Genomic DNA, 14,147 nt, shown 5'->3' on the forward strand with positions numbered 1-14,147 from the left:
GGACAGTTTCGCGAGGCAAGTCTTTTCAACGGGTTGGTCGCCGGCATTTACCGGACGTTAACACCTCAGGCCGCAAGCGCCAGCACGGCGAAGGTCAGCATGAGGAGCGCGAGGCCGAGGTCGAAGCCGCGCAGCCAGCCGGGGGCCACGGCGAGGCCGAGGTAGTCGCGCAGGATCACATGCGCCTTCAGGCCGGCGAGCAGCAGCACCGGCAGCACCAGCGCCGCGCCGCCGAGGCCCGAGGCCGCGAAGGCGGTGGAGGCGGCGGAAAGGGCGATCAGCCAGGCCCAGGCTTTGGTCACCCGGCTCATAGCAGGTAGACCACGGGAAAGAGGAGGACCCAGACCAGGTCCACCATGTGCCAGAAGGCGGCCCCGGTCTCGACCGCCTTCGGGGTGCCAAGCCAGCCGACGACGGCCAGAAGCACCATCCCCGCCAGCACATGCGCGGCGTGGAACCCGGTCAAAAGGAAGCTGAAGGTGTAGAAGGCATGGGTCTCGGTCCCGATGCCTTGCGCGAAGAGGTCGGCATATTCGCTGCCCTTCAGCACCAGGAATACCGCGCCGAGAAGAATCGCCGGGACCAGCAGCAGGCGCAGGCGGCGGATCTGCCCGGCCTCGGCGGCGCGGGTGGCGAGGGCGGCCAGCCAGCCGGAGGTGACGAGGACGATGGTGTTGGCCGCCGCTCCGGTGCGGTGCAGATGGGCCTGCGCCTCGGCGAAACCCTGCGGGTCGGTCAGGCGGACCGATAGGAAGGCCAAGAGGCCCGCGCCGAAGACGGCGATCTCGGAGAGAATCAGCACCCACATCAGAAGCTCGCCGGGGAGCTGGCCGGGCGGGTGCTCGTCGTGCGACTTCGTATGCTCCTCGCGGGGGGACGGCTTGTCGTGCGGCTTCGTTGCCTCCTCGCGGGCGGACGGCTCGTCGTGCGACTTCGTCGCCTCCTCGCGGGTGGGGACGGTCTGCGACGAGGCACGAAGTGACCGAGGAGCGCCGCTCATCCGGTTACCAGTTGCCGGTAGATCTGCGGCAGCGCCTGGGTCAGTTTCTCGGGATGCGGGATCAGCGCGAAGGCCCCCTGGCCGAAGAGACGGGGAAACCAGGACTTGCCGTCGCGGTCCACGGTGATCCCGAAGACGGCGTGACCGGCGCGGCGGGCCTCCTGGACGGCCATGCGGCTGTCCTCGATCCCGTGGCGGCCTTCGTAATGGTCAAGGTCGTTGGGCTTGCCGTCGGTGATGACCAGCAGGAGCCGCCGCTTGCGCGATTCTTTCGCAAGCAGCGCCGAGGTATGCCGGATCGCGGCGCCAAGGCGGGTGTAATGGCCGGGCTTCAGCGCGGCGATGCGACTTTCGACCGCCTCGGCCATCGGCTCGGCGAAGCCCTTCACCTCTTGCACGAAGACGCGGTTGCGCTTCAGCGAGGAGAAGGCATGGATCGCGAAGCTGTCGCCGCAGGCGTGAAGGCCCCAGGACAGGGCGGCCAGCGCCTCGCGTTCGATGTCGATGACGCTGCGCCCGTCATGGCCATGGCCGGGAATCGCGCTTTCGGTCGAGCGCGAGACGTCCAGCAGGATCGAGACCGCGAGGTCGCGGCGTTCGGGGCGGGTCTGGCGCCAGATCCGGTCGGTGCTTTCGCCGGTGGAAAGCAGGTCGACGCGGGCGCGGACCGCGCGTTCGGTATCTAGCACGTCGCCGTCCGGGTGGCCGGGGGTCGAGACCAGGCTGGGGCGCAGGGCCTCGAACTGGCGGCGGACGGCGCGGATGCGCGCCGCGGCGCGGGGGTCGGCGCGGAAGGCGGGGATCGCTTCGCCGGCTTCGGCCCGGGAATGCAGGACGCAGGCGTGGCTGGCGAGATAGCTGTTCGTGCGCACGTCCCATTCGGGATAGGTGAAGCGGCCGGAAATCTGTTCGCGGTCCACATCCTCGGGCGCGAGATCGAGATGGAGTTTCAGCCGCGTGGCCGGGGCCTTGGAGACCTGGGCAAGGCCGATCTCGTCCTGGTCGTCGGCGGCCTTCCTTGCGGTATCCTCGTCGTCATCCTCGACCCGGCGGTTGAGGTTGAGGAATTCGGTCATCGACAGGATGGCTTCGAACTTGTGCAGGATGAAGCTGTCATTGCGGTCGGCCTGGTCGGCCTTGCGGCGGCGGGCCTTGCGGGCGGTCTTTTCCTCGGCCGCCTCCTCGGGCGAGCCTTCGGTCTGGCGGTTCTCGACGGCGGTGGCCTCGGAGCGCGACAGCGGGCGCAGGTCGGGCCAGAGCGCCACCGGGCGGAAGGAACGATAGCCGCGCGGGGCCTTTGCGGGCAGCGGCGGCAGGTCGATGGTCTCGCCCAGGGCGGCGCGGACCCGGGCCTCGACGGCGGCCTCGACCGGGGGAAGCGGCGCGGTGCGGCGGAACAGGAGCGTCGCCGCGCAGAGGTCGGCGTGCAGCCGGGCGAAACCGGGGGCGAGGCGCAGGGCTTCGGCGGTCATCGCCCGGGCGGTCTCGATCGCGGCAAGGTCGGCCTGCAGGGGGTCGGAGAGCGCGGCCGGGGCCTGATCCTTCAGCGCCACCGCGGCGGCGGCAAGCCAGAGGTAAAGCGCGGCATTGGCCTCGGGCGCGGGAAAGGTGGCGAGCGATTCGGGCAGGCGCAGGGTGGCGCCGTCGAAGCTGGCGCGGGGCGCGGTCTCGGCCCAGGTGCCAAGGCGGCGCAGGAAGGAGAGCCGGTGGTGCGAGGTCTCCTCGGCCACCGGCTTGATTTCCACGGCGGCGTCGCCGCCAAGGCCGTGGAACAGGACTGCCAACCGTCCGCCTACCTGTGAGAGCAGGACACGGGCTCCATCGTGGACGGGATCAGCGTCCAGACGGCTGGCAAAGGCGTGCCACAGTTTCCCGACGGATTCCTCGGGTTCCCATGGCTCGAAGTCGATCCGTGACATGGCCGGCCTCACCCGAATACGGCGGTCACGAGATCGCGGAGCCCGGCCTTGACATCCGGGTCGTCGGTCAGGGGTTCGATCATCGCGGCGCGGATGGCGCGGTCGATGGGCATCCCCCCGGCGATGAGCTGGGCGGTATAGACGACGAGGCGGGTGGAGACGCCTTCCTCGAGATCCTGGCCCTTCATCGCGCGCAGCTTGCCCGCAAGGCGCACCAGGGGGGCGACGCGATCCTCGGCCAGGCCGGATTCGCGGGCGACGACGGGGATCTCGTGTTCGGGTTTCGGGAAGGTGAATTCCAGCGACACGAACCGCTGCCGGGTCGAGGGTTTCAGGGTCTTGAGGATGTTCTGGTAGCCGGGGTTGTAGGAGGCGACCAGAAGGAAGTCGGGATGGGCTTCCAGTTCCTCGCCGGTGCGGTCGATCGGCAGGATGCGGCGGTCGTCGGTGAGGGGGTGCAGGACGACGGTGACGTCCTTGCGGGCCTCGACGACCTCGTCGAGATAGCAGATCGCGCCTTCGCGGACGGCGCGGGTCAGGGGGCCGTCGGCCCAGGAGGTCTCGCCGCCCTTCAGCAGCCAGCGGCCGATCAGGTCGGCGGCGGAGAGGTCGTCATGGCAGGCGACGGTGTAAAGCGGGCGGCCCAGTTTCGCCGCCATATGGGCGACGAAGCGCGTCTTGCCACAGCCGGTCGGGCCTTTCAGCAGGACCGGCAGCTTGCGGGCGGCGGCGGCCTGGAAGACTTGGACCTCATCCCCTTGCGGGAGGTAGAAGGGGGCGTTCGCCGCCCCCATCAGGTTTCCGTCCATGGTCGTTACTCCGCAGCCACATGGTCGGGGTCATGCTCGAGACGACCGCTTTCCAGCGGGCCGGGCGTCACCACCTCGCGCCGCGGGAAGGCGACGGAGTAGATGAACAGCAGCGCGCCCAGGACCACGGCCACGCCCGAACCGAAGCGCATGGCGTAGAAGATCCAGAGCTGGTCCTGCACGTCCATGAAGTACTCGCCGTTGACCCGCTGGAGGTGCGTCTGCACCGTGCCGGCGAAGGTCAGCGTGAAGGTCATGAACACCACGCCGCCGGACATCAGCCAGAACGAGGCCATGTTCAGCACCTGGTTGAAGGGGTCGCGGCCCCGCAGGTGCGGCATCGCATAGGTGATGATCGCCAGGTTGAGGCAGACATAGGCGCCGTAGAAGGCCAGGTGGCCGTGGGCGGCGGTGATCTGCGTGCCGTGGGTATAGTAGTTCACCCCGTGCAGCGTGTGCAGGAAGCCCCAGACGCCGGCGCCGAAGAAGGCGAGCGTCGCGCAGCCGAGCGACCACAGCAGGGCGGCCTTGTTCGGGTGGTCGCGGCGGCCTTTCCAGACCATGACGAAGGCGAAGCTCATCATGGTGAAGAAGGGCACGACCTCGAAGCTGGAGAAGATCGAGCCGATCCACTGCCAGTACCCCGGGGTGCCGATCCAGAAGTAGTGGTGCCCCGTCCCCAGGATCCCCGAGAACAGCGCCAGGGCGGCGATGACGTAGAGCCATTTCTCGACGACCTCGCGGTCCACGCCCGTCAGCTTGAGCATCAGGAAGGCGAGGATCGAGGCCATCACCAGTTCCCAGGTGCCTTCGACCCAGAGGTGGACGACATACCACCAGTACATCTTGTCGAGGGCCAGGTTGCCGGGGTTGTAGAAGGCGAACAGGAACAGCAGCGCCAGCGCCCAGAGGCCGAGGAGCAGGATGTTGGTGATCGCGGTCTTCTTGCCGGCCAGCACCGTCATGGTGATGTTGTAAAGGAAGATCAGCGCGGCGACGACGATGCCGACCTTCACCCAGCGCGGCTGTTCAAGGAACTCGCGCCCCTCGTTGCCCATGAGCCAGCTGCCGTCGAACAGGTTGAACAGATAGGTCACCACGACCCCGGCGGTGCCGAGGACGAAGATCGCCAGCTGCAGCCAGGCCAGCATCGGCGAGTGAATCTCGCGCTCCGATTCCTCGGGCACGAGGTAGTAGGCCGCCCCGAAGAAGCCGAGCAGCAGCCAGACCACCAGGCTGTTGGTGTGCAGCATCCGCCCGATGTTGAAGGGCATGATGTCCGAGAGGAAGTTCGGGCTGACATAGGTCCAGCCCAGGATCAGGCCCATCGAGACCTGCACGGCGAAGAGCGCCAGCGCGACGGCGAAGTAGCCGAGCGCGATTTTCTGCGTCTGGTATTTCATGGTTTCACTCCTCAGCCCGCGTCATTCGGGGGCCAGTCCTGCGCCCGGATCGTGTTGGTCCAGAGCAGGAAGTCGGCGAGATTCTGGTATTCGGCGTCGGTCAGGCCGAAGTTCGGCATCTGACGGCGACCCTCAATCCCCGAGGGCATGGCGTCCATCCAGGTCTTCAGCGCCTCGAAGGCACCCTGGTTGTCGCCCGGCGCGACGCCCCAGCGGGTCATCACGTTGGCCAGTTCGGGCGCGTAGTAGGCGCCTTCGCCAAGGATCGTGTGGCAGTTCACGCAGGAATGTTTTTCCCACAGGTGTTTGCCGGCCACGACACTTTCGGTCAGCGTGGCTTTGTCGGTCGAAGTGGTGGTGATGTAGTAGTGTGAATGGACCGTGAGGCCCACGAAGATCAGGATGAAGAACAGGGAACCGCCGTAGAAGATGTTGCGGGCCATGCTCTTGGTCATGACTTCGCGCATGGCGGAATCCTTCCCGAGAAGCTTACAGGTGACGCGTGTGTGGGACATTGGTTAAGCAGCGGCCTTGACCGAAGTCAACCACCGGGTGCGACATTCAGGCCGGTGAAGTCTTTGTCGCATCGAATAAAACCGGCGCGCTATGAACGCCGGTTTCAGGGTTGTCAAGCCAGCGCCTCAAGCCGCGCGCCGGGAAACGGGCCCAGCGCCGCCACGATCTGCGGGCTGTCCATGAGGCAGAAGGCGGTGGAAAGCGCATCGGCCAGCGCGGCCGATTCCGCGCTGACGCTGACCGTCTGCCAGCGCGGGCGCTGCCCCGTCGGACCCAGGATATGCGGCTGGCCGTTCACCAGCGTCCCGCGCGGCGAGGAGGTGGAGAGCGCCCGGTTCGTCAGATGGCTTTCGGCGAGGACCTCGCTCTCCGGCGTCTCGATCCGGGCGATCCAGGGGCCTTGCGGACCCTGCCCCAGCGCGGCGATCTCTCCCATGTCGACCAGCGCGTCGGTAAAGCCCTCGCGCCGCAAAAGGGCCGCGATCCTGTCGGCGGCCCAGCCCTGGGCGATACCGTTCAGGGTCAGCGCCTGGCCATGCTCCAGCCGGATCTCGGTCTCGTCAAGCCGGACGCGATCCCAGCCGATCAGCTTGCGCGCGGCCCGGGCGTCGCCCCCTTCGGCGAGGGCCTGCCAGAGCGGCTGCACCGTCGGGTCGAAGGCGCCCCCGGTCGCGGCATGGACCTCTCCGGCCAGCTGCAGCAGGGAAACCAGGTCGGGCGCAGGCCAGGCGAGACGGCCGTCGCGGTTGAGCCGGGTCAGCGCCGAATCGCGGTGCAGCGAGGCGAGCTGCTCGATCCGCTCGATCTCGGCCCCGACCCGGGCAAAGGTCTGGCGGGTGTGGTGCGGATCCGCCCCGACAAGGCGCAGGGAAAGCGCGGTGCCAAGGCCGCGGCCCTGCCAGTCGGTGACAGTCTGCGCATGGCCGGGCATGGGCACAAGGGCCGCGGCCGTGATACAGAGGAAGCGACGGCGGTTCATGCGGGGGGTCTCCCTGCCGGTTTGCGGGGCTGGCGCGGCCCCCAGAACACCTGCCAGAGCGCGATGACGTACAGCAGGAAGGCCAAGAGCCAGAGCGCACCGGCGGCCAGGATGGCCGGCGTGTAAAGCCAGGGGAGCGCCGAGCCGGCGAAGCGCGCCAGCGCGGCCAGCGGCACCAGCGCATAGGCCAGCGCCACCGGGCCGGGGGCGACAAGCGCGCGTCCGGTATGGCCCAGCGAGGCGCGGGACATGACCGCCAGCGTCATCCCGCCGACCCCGCCGATGCCCAGAAGATGCAGGGCTGCGATCTCGGAGCCCTGGCCGAGGTTCGCCAGCCCCAGCGCGACGAGCCCGGCCGCGTTGATCGCATAGGACAGGTGCAGCGACCACAGGATCGGCTTGTCCCGGGTCCAGAGCCCGCGCCAGAGCACGACCCGGACCAGCCCGGCCGCCCCCGCGACCAGCGCGAGGAGGCCGAGAAGCGAAGCGGGCAAGCCCAGCAGATAGCCCAGCGGCAGCGAGATGGCGGCGGCGATCGAGAAGCCGGCCAGCGGCATCGGGTTCCAGGGCAGGCGGTCCTCGCGTCCGGACTGGACCATTGCGTTGCGGGTGAAGCCGGGGGTGACGCGGCCGCCGAGGACCATGATCATGGCGGCAAGGGTCAGAAGCCCGCCACGCAGCCCGCTCCAGACCGTGTCGGAGGTCAGGCCCATCCACTCCAGATGCACGAGGAGATTGGCGATCCAGTAGACGGTCAGGATCGCCAGGATGATCAGCTGCTGCGGCTTGGGGCGCTTCAGAAGCTGGGCCAGCAGCTTGGCGGCCAGGACGGGGACGAAGGCAAGGTCGGCCACCGCCACCAGCACCGGCGGCAGGCTGCCCGAGGCCAGGACCGCGACCCGTCCCGCCAGCCAGAGGCCCGCGACCACGGCGATAAAGCGGTGCGGCGCGGACTTGGCGCCGGTCCAGTTCGGCACGGCGGTCAGCAGGAAGCCGCCCAGCGCCGCCGAGGCATAGCCGAAGATCATCTCATGCGCGTGCCACAGCTGCGGCGGCGCGGCGGTCGGCAGCTCCATCATCCCGCCAAGGGCCTGGATGGTCAGGTAAAGCTGCCACACCGCCATCGCGAGGACGGCGAACAGGCCGGCGGCAAGGAAGAACACGCGGAACCCTTCACCGAACAGTCGTTTGAGCGCGGTCATGCCGGGGCTCCTTCGCTTCGGGCGCGCCGCTTCAGGATCGGGCACTGGGTGCCGTCGTTCATGATGACCTGGCAGCGCAGGCAAAGGACGCATTCATTCGCATTGATCCGGCCGATCGAATCGATGGCGCCGACCGTGCATTTCGTCTCGCACATCCGGCATTCGCGGCCGCATTGCGGGCGGCGCTTCAGCCAGTCGAAGATCTTCAGCTTGGCCGGGATCGCAAGGCCCGCGCCAAGGGGGCAGAGGTAGCGGCAGAAGAAACGCTCGACGAACAGCCCCGCGCCGAGGAGCGCCGCGACGAACAGCAGGAACGGCCAGGCGCGCATGAAGCGCAGCGAGATGGCGGTCTTGAACGGCTCGGCCTCGGCCAGGATCAGGGCATGGTGCATCGAGTAGAAGGATAGGGCCAGGATGCCCACGAACAAGGTGTACTTGGCCACCCAGAGCCTTTCGTGCAGGGCCTGCGGCACGGCGATCTGTTTCACGCCAAGGCGTTGTGCGGCGGCATTGGCCAGTTCCTGCAGCGCGCCGAAGGGGCAGAGCCAGCCGCAATAGACCCCCCGGCCCCAGAACAGCATCCCCAGCGCGGTAAAGCTCCACAGGATGAAGATGACCGGCTCGATCAGGAAGGTCTCCCAGCGGAAGCCGGTCAGGAGCGAATGGACGAAGGCCACGACCTGCACCACGGACAGCTGCCCGTTCAGCCCCATGCCGAGGACGAGGAAGGTGGAGGCGAGGAAGGAAAGCCGTCCGATGCGCCACAGGCGCGGCCGCCGGGTGATCCATTCCTGCGCGAACAGGATCAGGGTGAGGACGGTCAGCATCAGCGCCACGATGGCGACCTGCGGGCGCTTCGTCTCCCATGCCTGTTTCCACAGCGGCTCGGGCTCGGTCGGCGCGGCGAGGCGGAAGGCATCGGGGAGGGTGTAGGGCAGCGCCACGGTCATGGCGACCTCGCCCCTTTCGGTGGGGCGGGTGGCGCGCACCTCCAGCGTGAAGGGCCGGGTCGGGTCGATCAGGGCCGGAAGGGCGAAAAGGCTGATCTCCTTCAGTTGCGGGACGTTTTCCAGCGCCAGATGCTTCACCATCTGATAATCGTTCGCGCCGGGCTGCCAGCGGGTCTCGCCCTGCACCACGGTCAGCCGGTCGAAGGTGCCGCTTCTGGTCCAGTCGGTGCCGCGATGCGACTGCAGGCCCTGCGACATCACGATCAGCACCGAGCCGCCCGCCCCGAGATTGCCGATGGCGCGGGTGAATTCGCGCTGGCCCAGCAGGTTCTTGCCCACCGTCGGCGTGTCGATCACCCCGGCCCAGAGGCGCAGGAAATCGCCATCGCCCGGTTCGACCGGCACTTTCGCTCCGGCCAGGGCCTGTGCCGCCTCGGCCATCGTGACCCGGACCTCGGCCAGCGCCCCCAGCCCGAGAAGCTGGTCCCAGCCCAGCGGCTGATAGCTCAGCCGGTCGATCCCGCCCCCGCCGGCCATCAGGCCGCGGCCGATGGCAAGGGTCCGGGCGGTGCGCAGGATGCCGTCGCGAATCACCCCGGTCGAGACGGTGGCGCGGCTGATCACGTCGGGCAATCCCTCGGCCGGGCCGGTCGCGGCAAGGTCGAAGCCCCGGAATCCGGCGACATAGGCGGCGATGTCCGCATCCGAGATGCCCAGCGTCAGGACTGGTTCATCATGTCGCACCAGAAGCGCGCCCGTGATCCGCGCCTGGGGCGAGATCGCCACCAGCACGTCGAGCGGACGGCCGGAATAGCCGACCGTGGTCGAGATTTCCCAGGTCGAGCCGATATGGCCCGCCACCCTGCCCGCCTGGCTGACCTGCCATCCGGGCACGCCCTGGTCGATCCGGGAAAGCTGGACCGGGCCAGAAAGATCAAGGAGTTGCGCCGCCTGTTCGGCTGTGGGCGCCGTCACCGCAAGCGTGTCGTCGGCGATCAGCCCCCCCGCCAGGGCGGCCAGGGGCGAGAGCAGCAGGAAAAGGGCAGTCAGGATGATGCGCATGTCGGGAAGATCCGTCCGGTGCCGCGACCCTGCGGCGTGATGGCCCAGGCCGCCTTGACCTTAATCAAGGTAACGGATCCGTCATCGGCTAAATGTCCTGCCCAGCCTCACCAGCTAACGGAGCAAATCCATGACCCCCAGAGCCAGACCTGCCAGGACAGTCCTGATGGGCACCGCGGCCCTGTTCCTTGGCCTTGTCGCCGCGCCAGCAATGGCCGAAGACAAGCCGAAGGATCACGCGGACACCCCCGCCGCCGCCTATGAGCCCTCGATGACCACGCTCGGCCAGCTCAAGGTGGAAATCCCGGGCTTCAAGCCCGACGATCCGGTGATGACGCCGGAGGAGTTCCAGAAGGCCTCGACGATCTACTTCGAACGCTGCGCCGGCTGCCATGGCGTGCTGCGCAAGGGGGCGACGGGCAAGCCGCTGACCACCGACATCACCCGTGCGAACGGCTATGACTACCTGCACAGCTTCATCACCTACGGCTCGCCCGCGGGGATGCCGAACTGGGGCACCTCGGGCGCGATGACCGAGGAAGAGACGGGCATGATGGCCCGCTATCTCCTGCTGGAACCGCCGGCGCCGCCGGAATGGGGCATGCCCGAGATGCTGGCCTCGTGGAAGGTCCTGGTGAAACCCGAGGACCGGCCGAAAGAGAAGATGAACGACATCGACATCGACAACCTGATGTCGGTGACGCTGCGTGACGCGGGTCAGGTCGCCCTGATCGACGGCGGCACCTACGAGATCCGCGCGATCATCGACACCGGCTATGCGGTGCACATCAGCCGGATCTCGGCCTCGGGCCGCTATCTGTTCGTCATCGGCCGCGACGGCCTGGTCAACATGATCGACCTCTGGATGGAGACGCCCGCCTCGGTCGCCTCGATCAAGATCGGCATCGAGGCCCGCTCGATCGAGACCTCGAAGTTCGAGGGCTGGGAAGACAAGCTGGCCATCGCCGGGGCCTACTGGCCGCCGCAATACGTGATCATGGACGGCGACACGCTGGAGCCGAAGAAGATCGTCTCGACCCGCGGCAACATCTATGACGAGCAGGTCTACCACCCGGAACCCCGCGTGGCCTCGATCCTGTCGTCGCACTACAAGCCCGAGTTCATCGTGAACGTGAAGGAGACGGGGAAGATCATCTTCGTCGACTACACCGACCTGAAGAACCTGAAGACCGTGGAAGTCGAGGCCGAACGCTTCCTGCATGACGGCGGTTTCGACAGCACCAAGCGGTATTTCATGGTGGCGGCGAACCAGCGCGGCAAGATCGCGGTGGTGGACACCAAGGAAGACAAGCTGACGGCGCTGGTGGAAACCGGCGGCGCGACCCCGCACCCGGGCCGTGGCGCGAACTTCAACCACCCGGTCTTCGGTCCGGTCTGGGCGACCTCGCACCTTGGCGACGAATCGGTGGCGCTGATCGGGACCGACCCGGAAGGGCACCCGGACCAGGCCTGGAAGGTCGTGGACAGCTTCTACGCCCTGGGCGGCGGGTCGCTCTTCATCAAGACCCACCCGAAATCGACGCACCTCTACGTCGACGCCACCCTGAACCCGGATGCGGAGATCTCGGCCTCGGTCGCGGTGTTCGACATCACCAAGATGGGCGGCGACACCGAGGTCGATCCGGAATTCGTCACCCTTCCGATCGCGGAATGGGCGGGGATCCCGGAAGGCCAGCCGCGCGTGGTGCAGCCCGAGTTCAACAAGGAAGGCACCGAGGTCTGGTTCAGCGTCTGGAACGGCAAGGAGCAGGAATCGGCCATCGTCGTGGTCGATGACAAGACGCTGGAGCTGAAGAAGGTGATCAAGGACCCGAAACTGATCACCCCGACCGGCAAGTTCAACGTGCTGAACACGAAGGACGACGTCTACTGAGCAATCCCGTGCCTGCGGCAGGCGTGTCGCGGGCATAACCTGGCGGGGGTGGACTCATTCCCCCATCCCCGCCTTTTTCCTTCCAGCCATCGGGACCCGACAGCCATGAAAGACCTGGACCGCCACCTTGCCTCTGGCCATGTCCACCTGATCGGCGCGGGCCCCGGTGACCCCGAGCTTCTGACCCTCAAGGCGCTGCGGCTGATCCAGTCGGCCGATGTGGTGGTGCACGACCGGCTGGTCAGCCCCGAGATCATGGCCCTGGTCCCCGCCGCCACCCGTCGCATCGACGTGGGCAAGCTGCCGAAATTCCACAAGGTCCCGCAGGATGCGATCAACGCGCTGCTGGTCGACCTCGCCCGCGAGGGCCTGACCGTCGCGCGCCTGAAGGGCGGCGATCCCCTGATCTTCGGCCGCGGCTCGGAAGAGGCCGAGGCCTGCCGCGAGGCCGGCATCGCGACCAGCTACATCCCCGGCATCACCTCGGCGCAGGGGGCCGCCGCCTCGACCGGGGTGCCGCTGACGCATCGCGGCCTGGCGACCGGCGTGCGCTATGTCACCGGCCACCGCGCCAAGGACGCGGCGCTGGATCTCGACTGGGCCTCGCTGGCCAGCGGCGACACGACGCTGGTCGTCTACATGGGCGCGGGCAACATCGCCGAGATCGCGCTGCAACTGATGCGGCACGGGCTGGCCCATTCGCTGCCGGTGCTGGCGGTCAGCGCCGCCACCACCCCGCGCGAGACGCGGATGCTCTCCACCCTGGGCCAGATCGGCACCGACGTGGCCAAGACCCAACCCGAGGCCCCGGTCCTGTTCATCATCGGCCAGGTCGCGGGCATGTATCCTGCGATCACCGCCCTGGAAGCCTCCCTGTGCGAGGGGGCCGGGATGGCGGCCTATGCCTGACCGCCGCCGCTCGTCGAGCACTTCGTGCACTCCTCGCCCACCAGCCCGCGTGCACGCGGTGCTAAGGGCGTTGAGCCTGCCGCTCCTGCTGGCCACGCCCGCCGCCGCCGAGATCGCCCCCGACCGGGCCGCGGCGCTGGAACACATGGTGGTGCAGGATTGCGGGTCCTGCCACGGGTTGACGATGAAGGGCGGTCTCGGCCGCCCGCTGACGCATGAGGCGCTGGCCCCTTCCGACCGGGAAACGCTTGCGCTGATCATCCTGGATGGCGTACCCGGAACCGCCATGCCGCCCTGGCGCCCCCTTCTGACCGAGGACGAGGCGCTGTGGATCGCCGACTATCTGAAAGGGGTAACCCCATGAAACGCCTTGCCCTTCTGGCCGCCTTCCTTGCCACGCCGCTCTGGGCCGAGGATCTGACCGCGACCGGCGACCTGGGCCTGGTGATCGAGCGCGCGACCGGCAGCCTGGTGCTGGTCGACCGTTCCGACCGCGCCGCGCTGGGCCGGATCGAGGGGCTGGGCGACCTGAGCCATGCCTCGCTGACCTATTCGCCGGACGAACGCTTTGCCTATGTCTTCGGCCGCGACGGCGGGCTGAGCAAGGTGGACATCCTGACGCGCCAGATCGTCGCCCGCACCGTGCAGGCCGGAAACTCGATCGGCGGGGCGATCTCGGACGATGGCAAGCTGGTCGCGGTGTCGAACTATGAACCCGGCGGGGTCAAGGTCTTCGACGCCGAGACGCTGGAACTGGTCGCCGACATCCCGGCCGCGGGCAAGACCATCGGCCTGGTCGACGTGCCGGGCCGCCGCTTCGCCTGGACGATCTGGGACACGGGCGAGGTCTTCCTGGGCGATTTCTCGGGGGCCGAGCCGGTGATCACCCCGCTGGGCAATGCGGGCAAGAACCCGTTCGACGCGGTGCTGACCGACGACGCCCATACCTATCTGGTGGGCCTTTTCGGCGAAAAGGGCGTGACGGCCTTCGACCTTTGGGACCCCGCCCCGAAGCCGCAGAAGTTCCTGACCGACTACGGCAAGGACGGCGAGGACATGCCGGTCTACAAGATGCCGCACCTGCAGGGCTGGGCCTTCACCGAGGGGCAATATGCCCTTCCGGCGGTGGGGCGACACGAAATCCTGTGGGTGGACCGCGCGAGCGAGAAGACGGTGGCGACGACTCCGGTGCATGGCCAGCCGGTGTTCATCATCGCCCAGCCTGCCTCTCCTTACGTCTGGGTCAACTTCGCGACGCCGCTGAACGACACGGTGCAGGTGGTCGACTCGCGCACGCATGAGGTCGTGGCGACGCTGGTCCCCGGCAAGGCGGTGCTGCACATGGAATTCGCCCCGCGCGGGGCCGAGGTCTGGATTTCCAGCCGCGATGACAACAAGGTGCTGATCTACGACACCCGCACCCGCGAGAAGGTGGCCGAGATCGCGGCCGAGGCGCCCTCGGGCATCTTCTTCACCGCCCGGGCACACCAGACGGGGCTTTGAG

General features: G+C 67.9%; 13 protein-coding genes. 4 read left to right on the forward strand and 9 right to left on the reverse strand.

What is annotated here, in order from left to right; genetic code table 11:
• Positions 1-65: 65 nt before the first annotated feature.
• The 9 genes from ACE3UA_RS06405 to ACE3UA_RS06445 all read right to left on the reverse strand — a co-directional run bounded on the left by ACE3UA_RS06405 (position 66) and on the right by ACE3UA_RS06445 (position 9,840).
• Positions 66-311, reverse strand: coding sequence for a cytochrome C oxidase subunit IV family protein (locus tag ACE3UA_RS06405; RefSeq protein WP_374643593.1), 246 nt, complete (start codon positions 309-311; stop codon positions 66-68).
• Positions 308-1,000, reverse strand: coding sequence for a cytochrome c oxidase subunit 3 (locus tag ACE3UA_RS06410; RefSeq protein WP_374643594.1), 693 nt, complete (start codon positions 998-1,000; stop codon positions 308-310). The genes ACE3UA_RS06405 and ACE3UA_RS06410 overlap by 4 nt, the downstream gene beginning before the upstream one ends.
• The gene (locus ACE3UA_RS06415) at positions 997-2,919 is read right to left on the reverse strand and encodes a nitric oxide reductase activation protein NorD (RefSeq protein ID WP_374643595.1); all 1,923 of its coding nucleotides are present in this window, start codon (positions 2,917-2,919) and stop codon (positions 997-999) included. Before ACE3UA_RS06415 ends, ACE3UA_RS06410 begins: the two co-directional genes overlap by 4 nt.
• An 8-nt stretch (positions 2,920-2,927) precedes the next feature.
• A complete protein-coding gene (locus tag ACE3UA_RS06420) occupies positions 2,928-3,728 on the reverse strand; it encodes a CbbQ/NirQ/NorQ/GpvN family protein (RefSeq protein ID WP_374643596.1) in 801 nt (266 codons plus the stop codon).
• Positions 3,729-3,733: 5 nt separating this feature from the next.
• On the reverse strand, positions 3,734-5,131 hold the full coding sequence (locus ACE3UA_RS06425) for a cbb3-type cytochrome c oxidase subunit I (protein WP_374643597.1): 1,398 nt from the start codon (positions 5,129-5,131) through the stop codon (positions 3,734-3,736).
• Between the two features lie 11 nt (positions 5,132-5,142).
• The gene (locus ACE3UA_RS06430; protein WP_374643598.1) at positions 5,143-5,598 is read right to left on the reverse strand and encodes a cytochrome c; all 456 of its coding nucleotides are present in this window, start codon (positions 5,596-5,598) and stop codon (positions 5,143-5,145) included.
• A gap of 161 nt (positions 5,599-5,759) precedes the next feature.
• A complete protein-coding gene (locus ACE3UA_RS06435; RefSeq protein ID WP_374643599.1) occupies positions 5,760-6,626 on the reverse strand; it encodes an FAD:protein FMN transferase in 867 nt (288 codons plus the stop codon).
• On the reverse strand, positions 6,623-7,828 hold the full coding sequence (locus ACE3UA_RS06440; RefSeq protein ID WP_374643600.1) for an NnrS family protein: 1,206 nt from the start codon (positions 7,826-7,828) through the stop codon (positions 6,623-6,625). Before ACE3UA_RS06440 ends, ACE3UA_RS06435 begins: the two co-directional genes overlap by 4 nt.
• Positions 7,825-9,840, reverse strand: a complete 2,016-nt coding sequence (locus ACE3UA_RS06445; RefSeq protein WP_374643601.1) for a 4Fe-4S binding protein — start codon at positions 9,838-9,840, stop codon at positions 7,825-7,827. The genes ACE3UA_RS06440 and ACE3UA_RS06445 overlap by 4 nt, the downstream gene beginning before the upstream one ends.
• A gap of 166 nt (positions 9,841-10,006) precedes the next feature.
• Between ACE3UA_RS06445 and ACE3UA_RS06450 the strand changes: the two genes are divergently transcribed.
• The 4 genes from ACE3UA_RS06450 (at position 10,007) to ACE3UA_RS06465 (ending at position 14,146) form a co-directional block, all read left to right on the forward strand.
• Positions 10,007-11,734: a cytochrome D1 domain-containing protein gene (locus tag ACE3UA_RS06450; protein ID WP_374643602.1), complete on the forward strand. Its 1,728-nt coding sequence runs from the start codon at positions 10,007-10,009 to the stop codon at positions 11,732-11,734.
• A 105-nt stretch (positions 11,735-11,839) separates the two neighbouring features.
• Positions 11,840-12,643, forward strand: a complete 804-nt coding sequence (cobA, locus tag ACE3UA_RS06455) for a uroporphyrinogen-III C-methyltransferase (RefSeq protein WP_374643603.1) — start codon at positions 11,840-11,842, stop codon at positions 12,641-12,643.
• Between the two features lie 70 nt (positions 12,644-12,713).
• Positions 12,714-13,007, forward strand: coding sequence for a cytochrome c (locus ACE3UA_RS06460; RefSeq protein ID WP_374643604.1), 294 nt, complete (start codon positions 12,714-12,716; stop codon positions 13,005-13,007).
• A complete protein-coding gene (locus ACE3UA_RS06465; protein WP_374643605.1) occupies positions 13,004-14,146 on the forward strand; it encodes a cytochrome D1 domain-containing protein in 1,143 nt (380 codons plus the stop codon). The genes ACE3UA_RS06460 and ACE3UA_RS06465 overlap by 4 nt, the downstream gene beginning before the upstream one ends.
• The last annotated feature ends 1 nt before the right edge of the window (position 14,147 follow it).

Origin of the sequence: Tabrizicola sp. (assembly GCF_041919135.1) — a bacterium.
Lineage (GTDB): Bacteria > Pseudomonadota > Alphaproteobacteria > Rhodobacterales > Rhodobacteraceae > Tabrizicola.

Coding starts and splice junctions, on each gene's coding strand:
- ACE3UA_RS06405 (WP_374643593.1), bottom strand. CDS start 311: ATGAGCCGGGTGACCAAAGCCTGGGCCTGGCTGATCGCCCTTTCCGCC.
- ACE3UA_RS06410 (WP_374643594.1), bottom strand. CDS start 1,000: ATGAGCGGCGCTCCTCGGTCACTTCGTGCCTCGTCGCAGACCGTCCCC.
- ACE3UA_RS06415 (WP_374643595.1), bottom strand. CDS start 2,919: ATGTCACGGATCGACTTCGAGCCATGGGAACCCGAGGAATCCGTCGGG.
- ACE3UA_RS06420 (WP_374643596.1), bottom strand. CDS start 3,728: ATGGACGGAAACCTGATGGGGGCGGCGAACGCCCCCTTCTACCTCCCG.
- ACE3UA_RS06425 (WP_374643597.1), bottom strand. CDS start 5,131: ATGAAATACCAGACGCAGAAAATCGCGCTCGGCTACTTCGCCGTCGCG.
- ACE3UA_RS06430 (WP_374643598.1), bottom strand. CDS start 5,598: ATGCGCGAAGTCATGACCAAGAGCATGGCCCGCAACATCTTCTACGGC.
- ACE3UA_RS06435 (WP_374643599.1), bottom strand. CDS start 6,626: ATGAACCGCCGTCGCTTCCTCTGTATCACGGCCGCGGCCCTTGTGCCC.
- ACE3UA_RS06440 (WP_374643600.1), bottom strand. CDS start 7,828: ATGACCGCGCTCAAACGACTGTTCGGTGAAGGGTTCCGCGTGTTCTTC.
- ACE3UA_RS06445 (WP_374643601.1), bottom strand. CDS start 9,840: ATGCGCATCATCCTGACTGCCCTTTTCCTGCTGCTCTCGCCCCTGGCC.
- ACE3UA_RS06450 (WP_374643602.1), top strand. CDS start 10,007: ATGGGCACCGCGGCCCTGTTCCTTGGCCTTGTCGCCGCGCCAGCAATG.
- cobA (WP_374643603.1), top strand. CDS start 11,840: ATGAAAGACCTGGACCGCCACCTTGCCTCTGGCCATGTCCACCTGATC.
- ACE3UA_RS06465 (WP_374643605.1), top strand. CDS start 13,004: ATGAAACGCCTTGCCCTTCTGGCCGCCTTCCTTGCCACGCCGCTCTGG.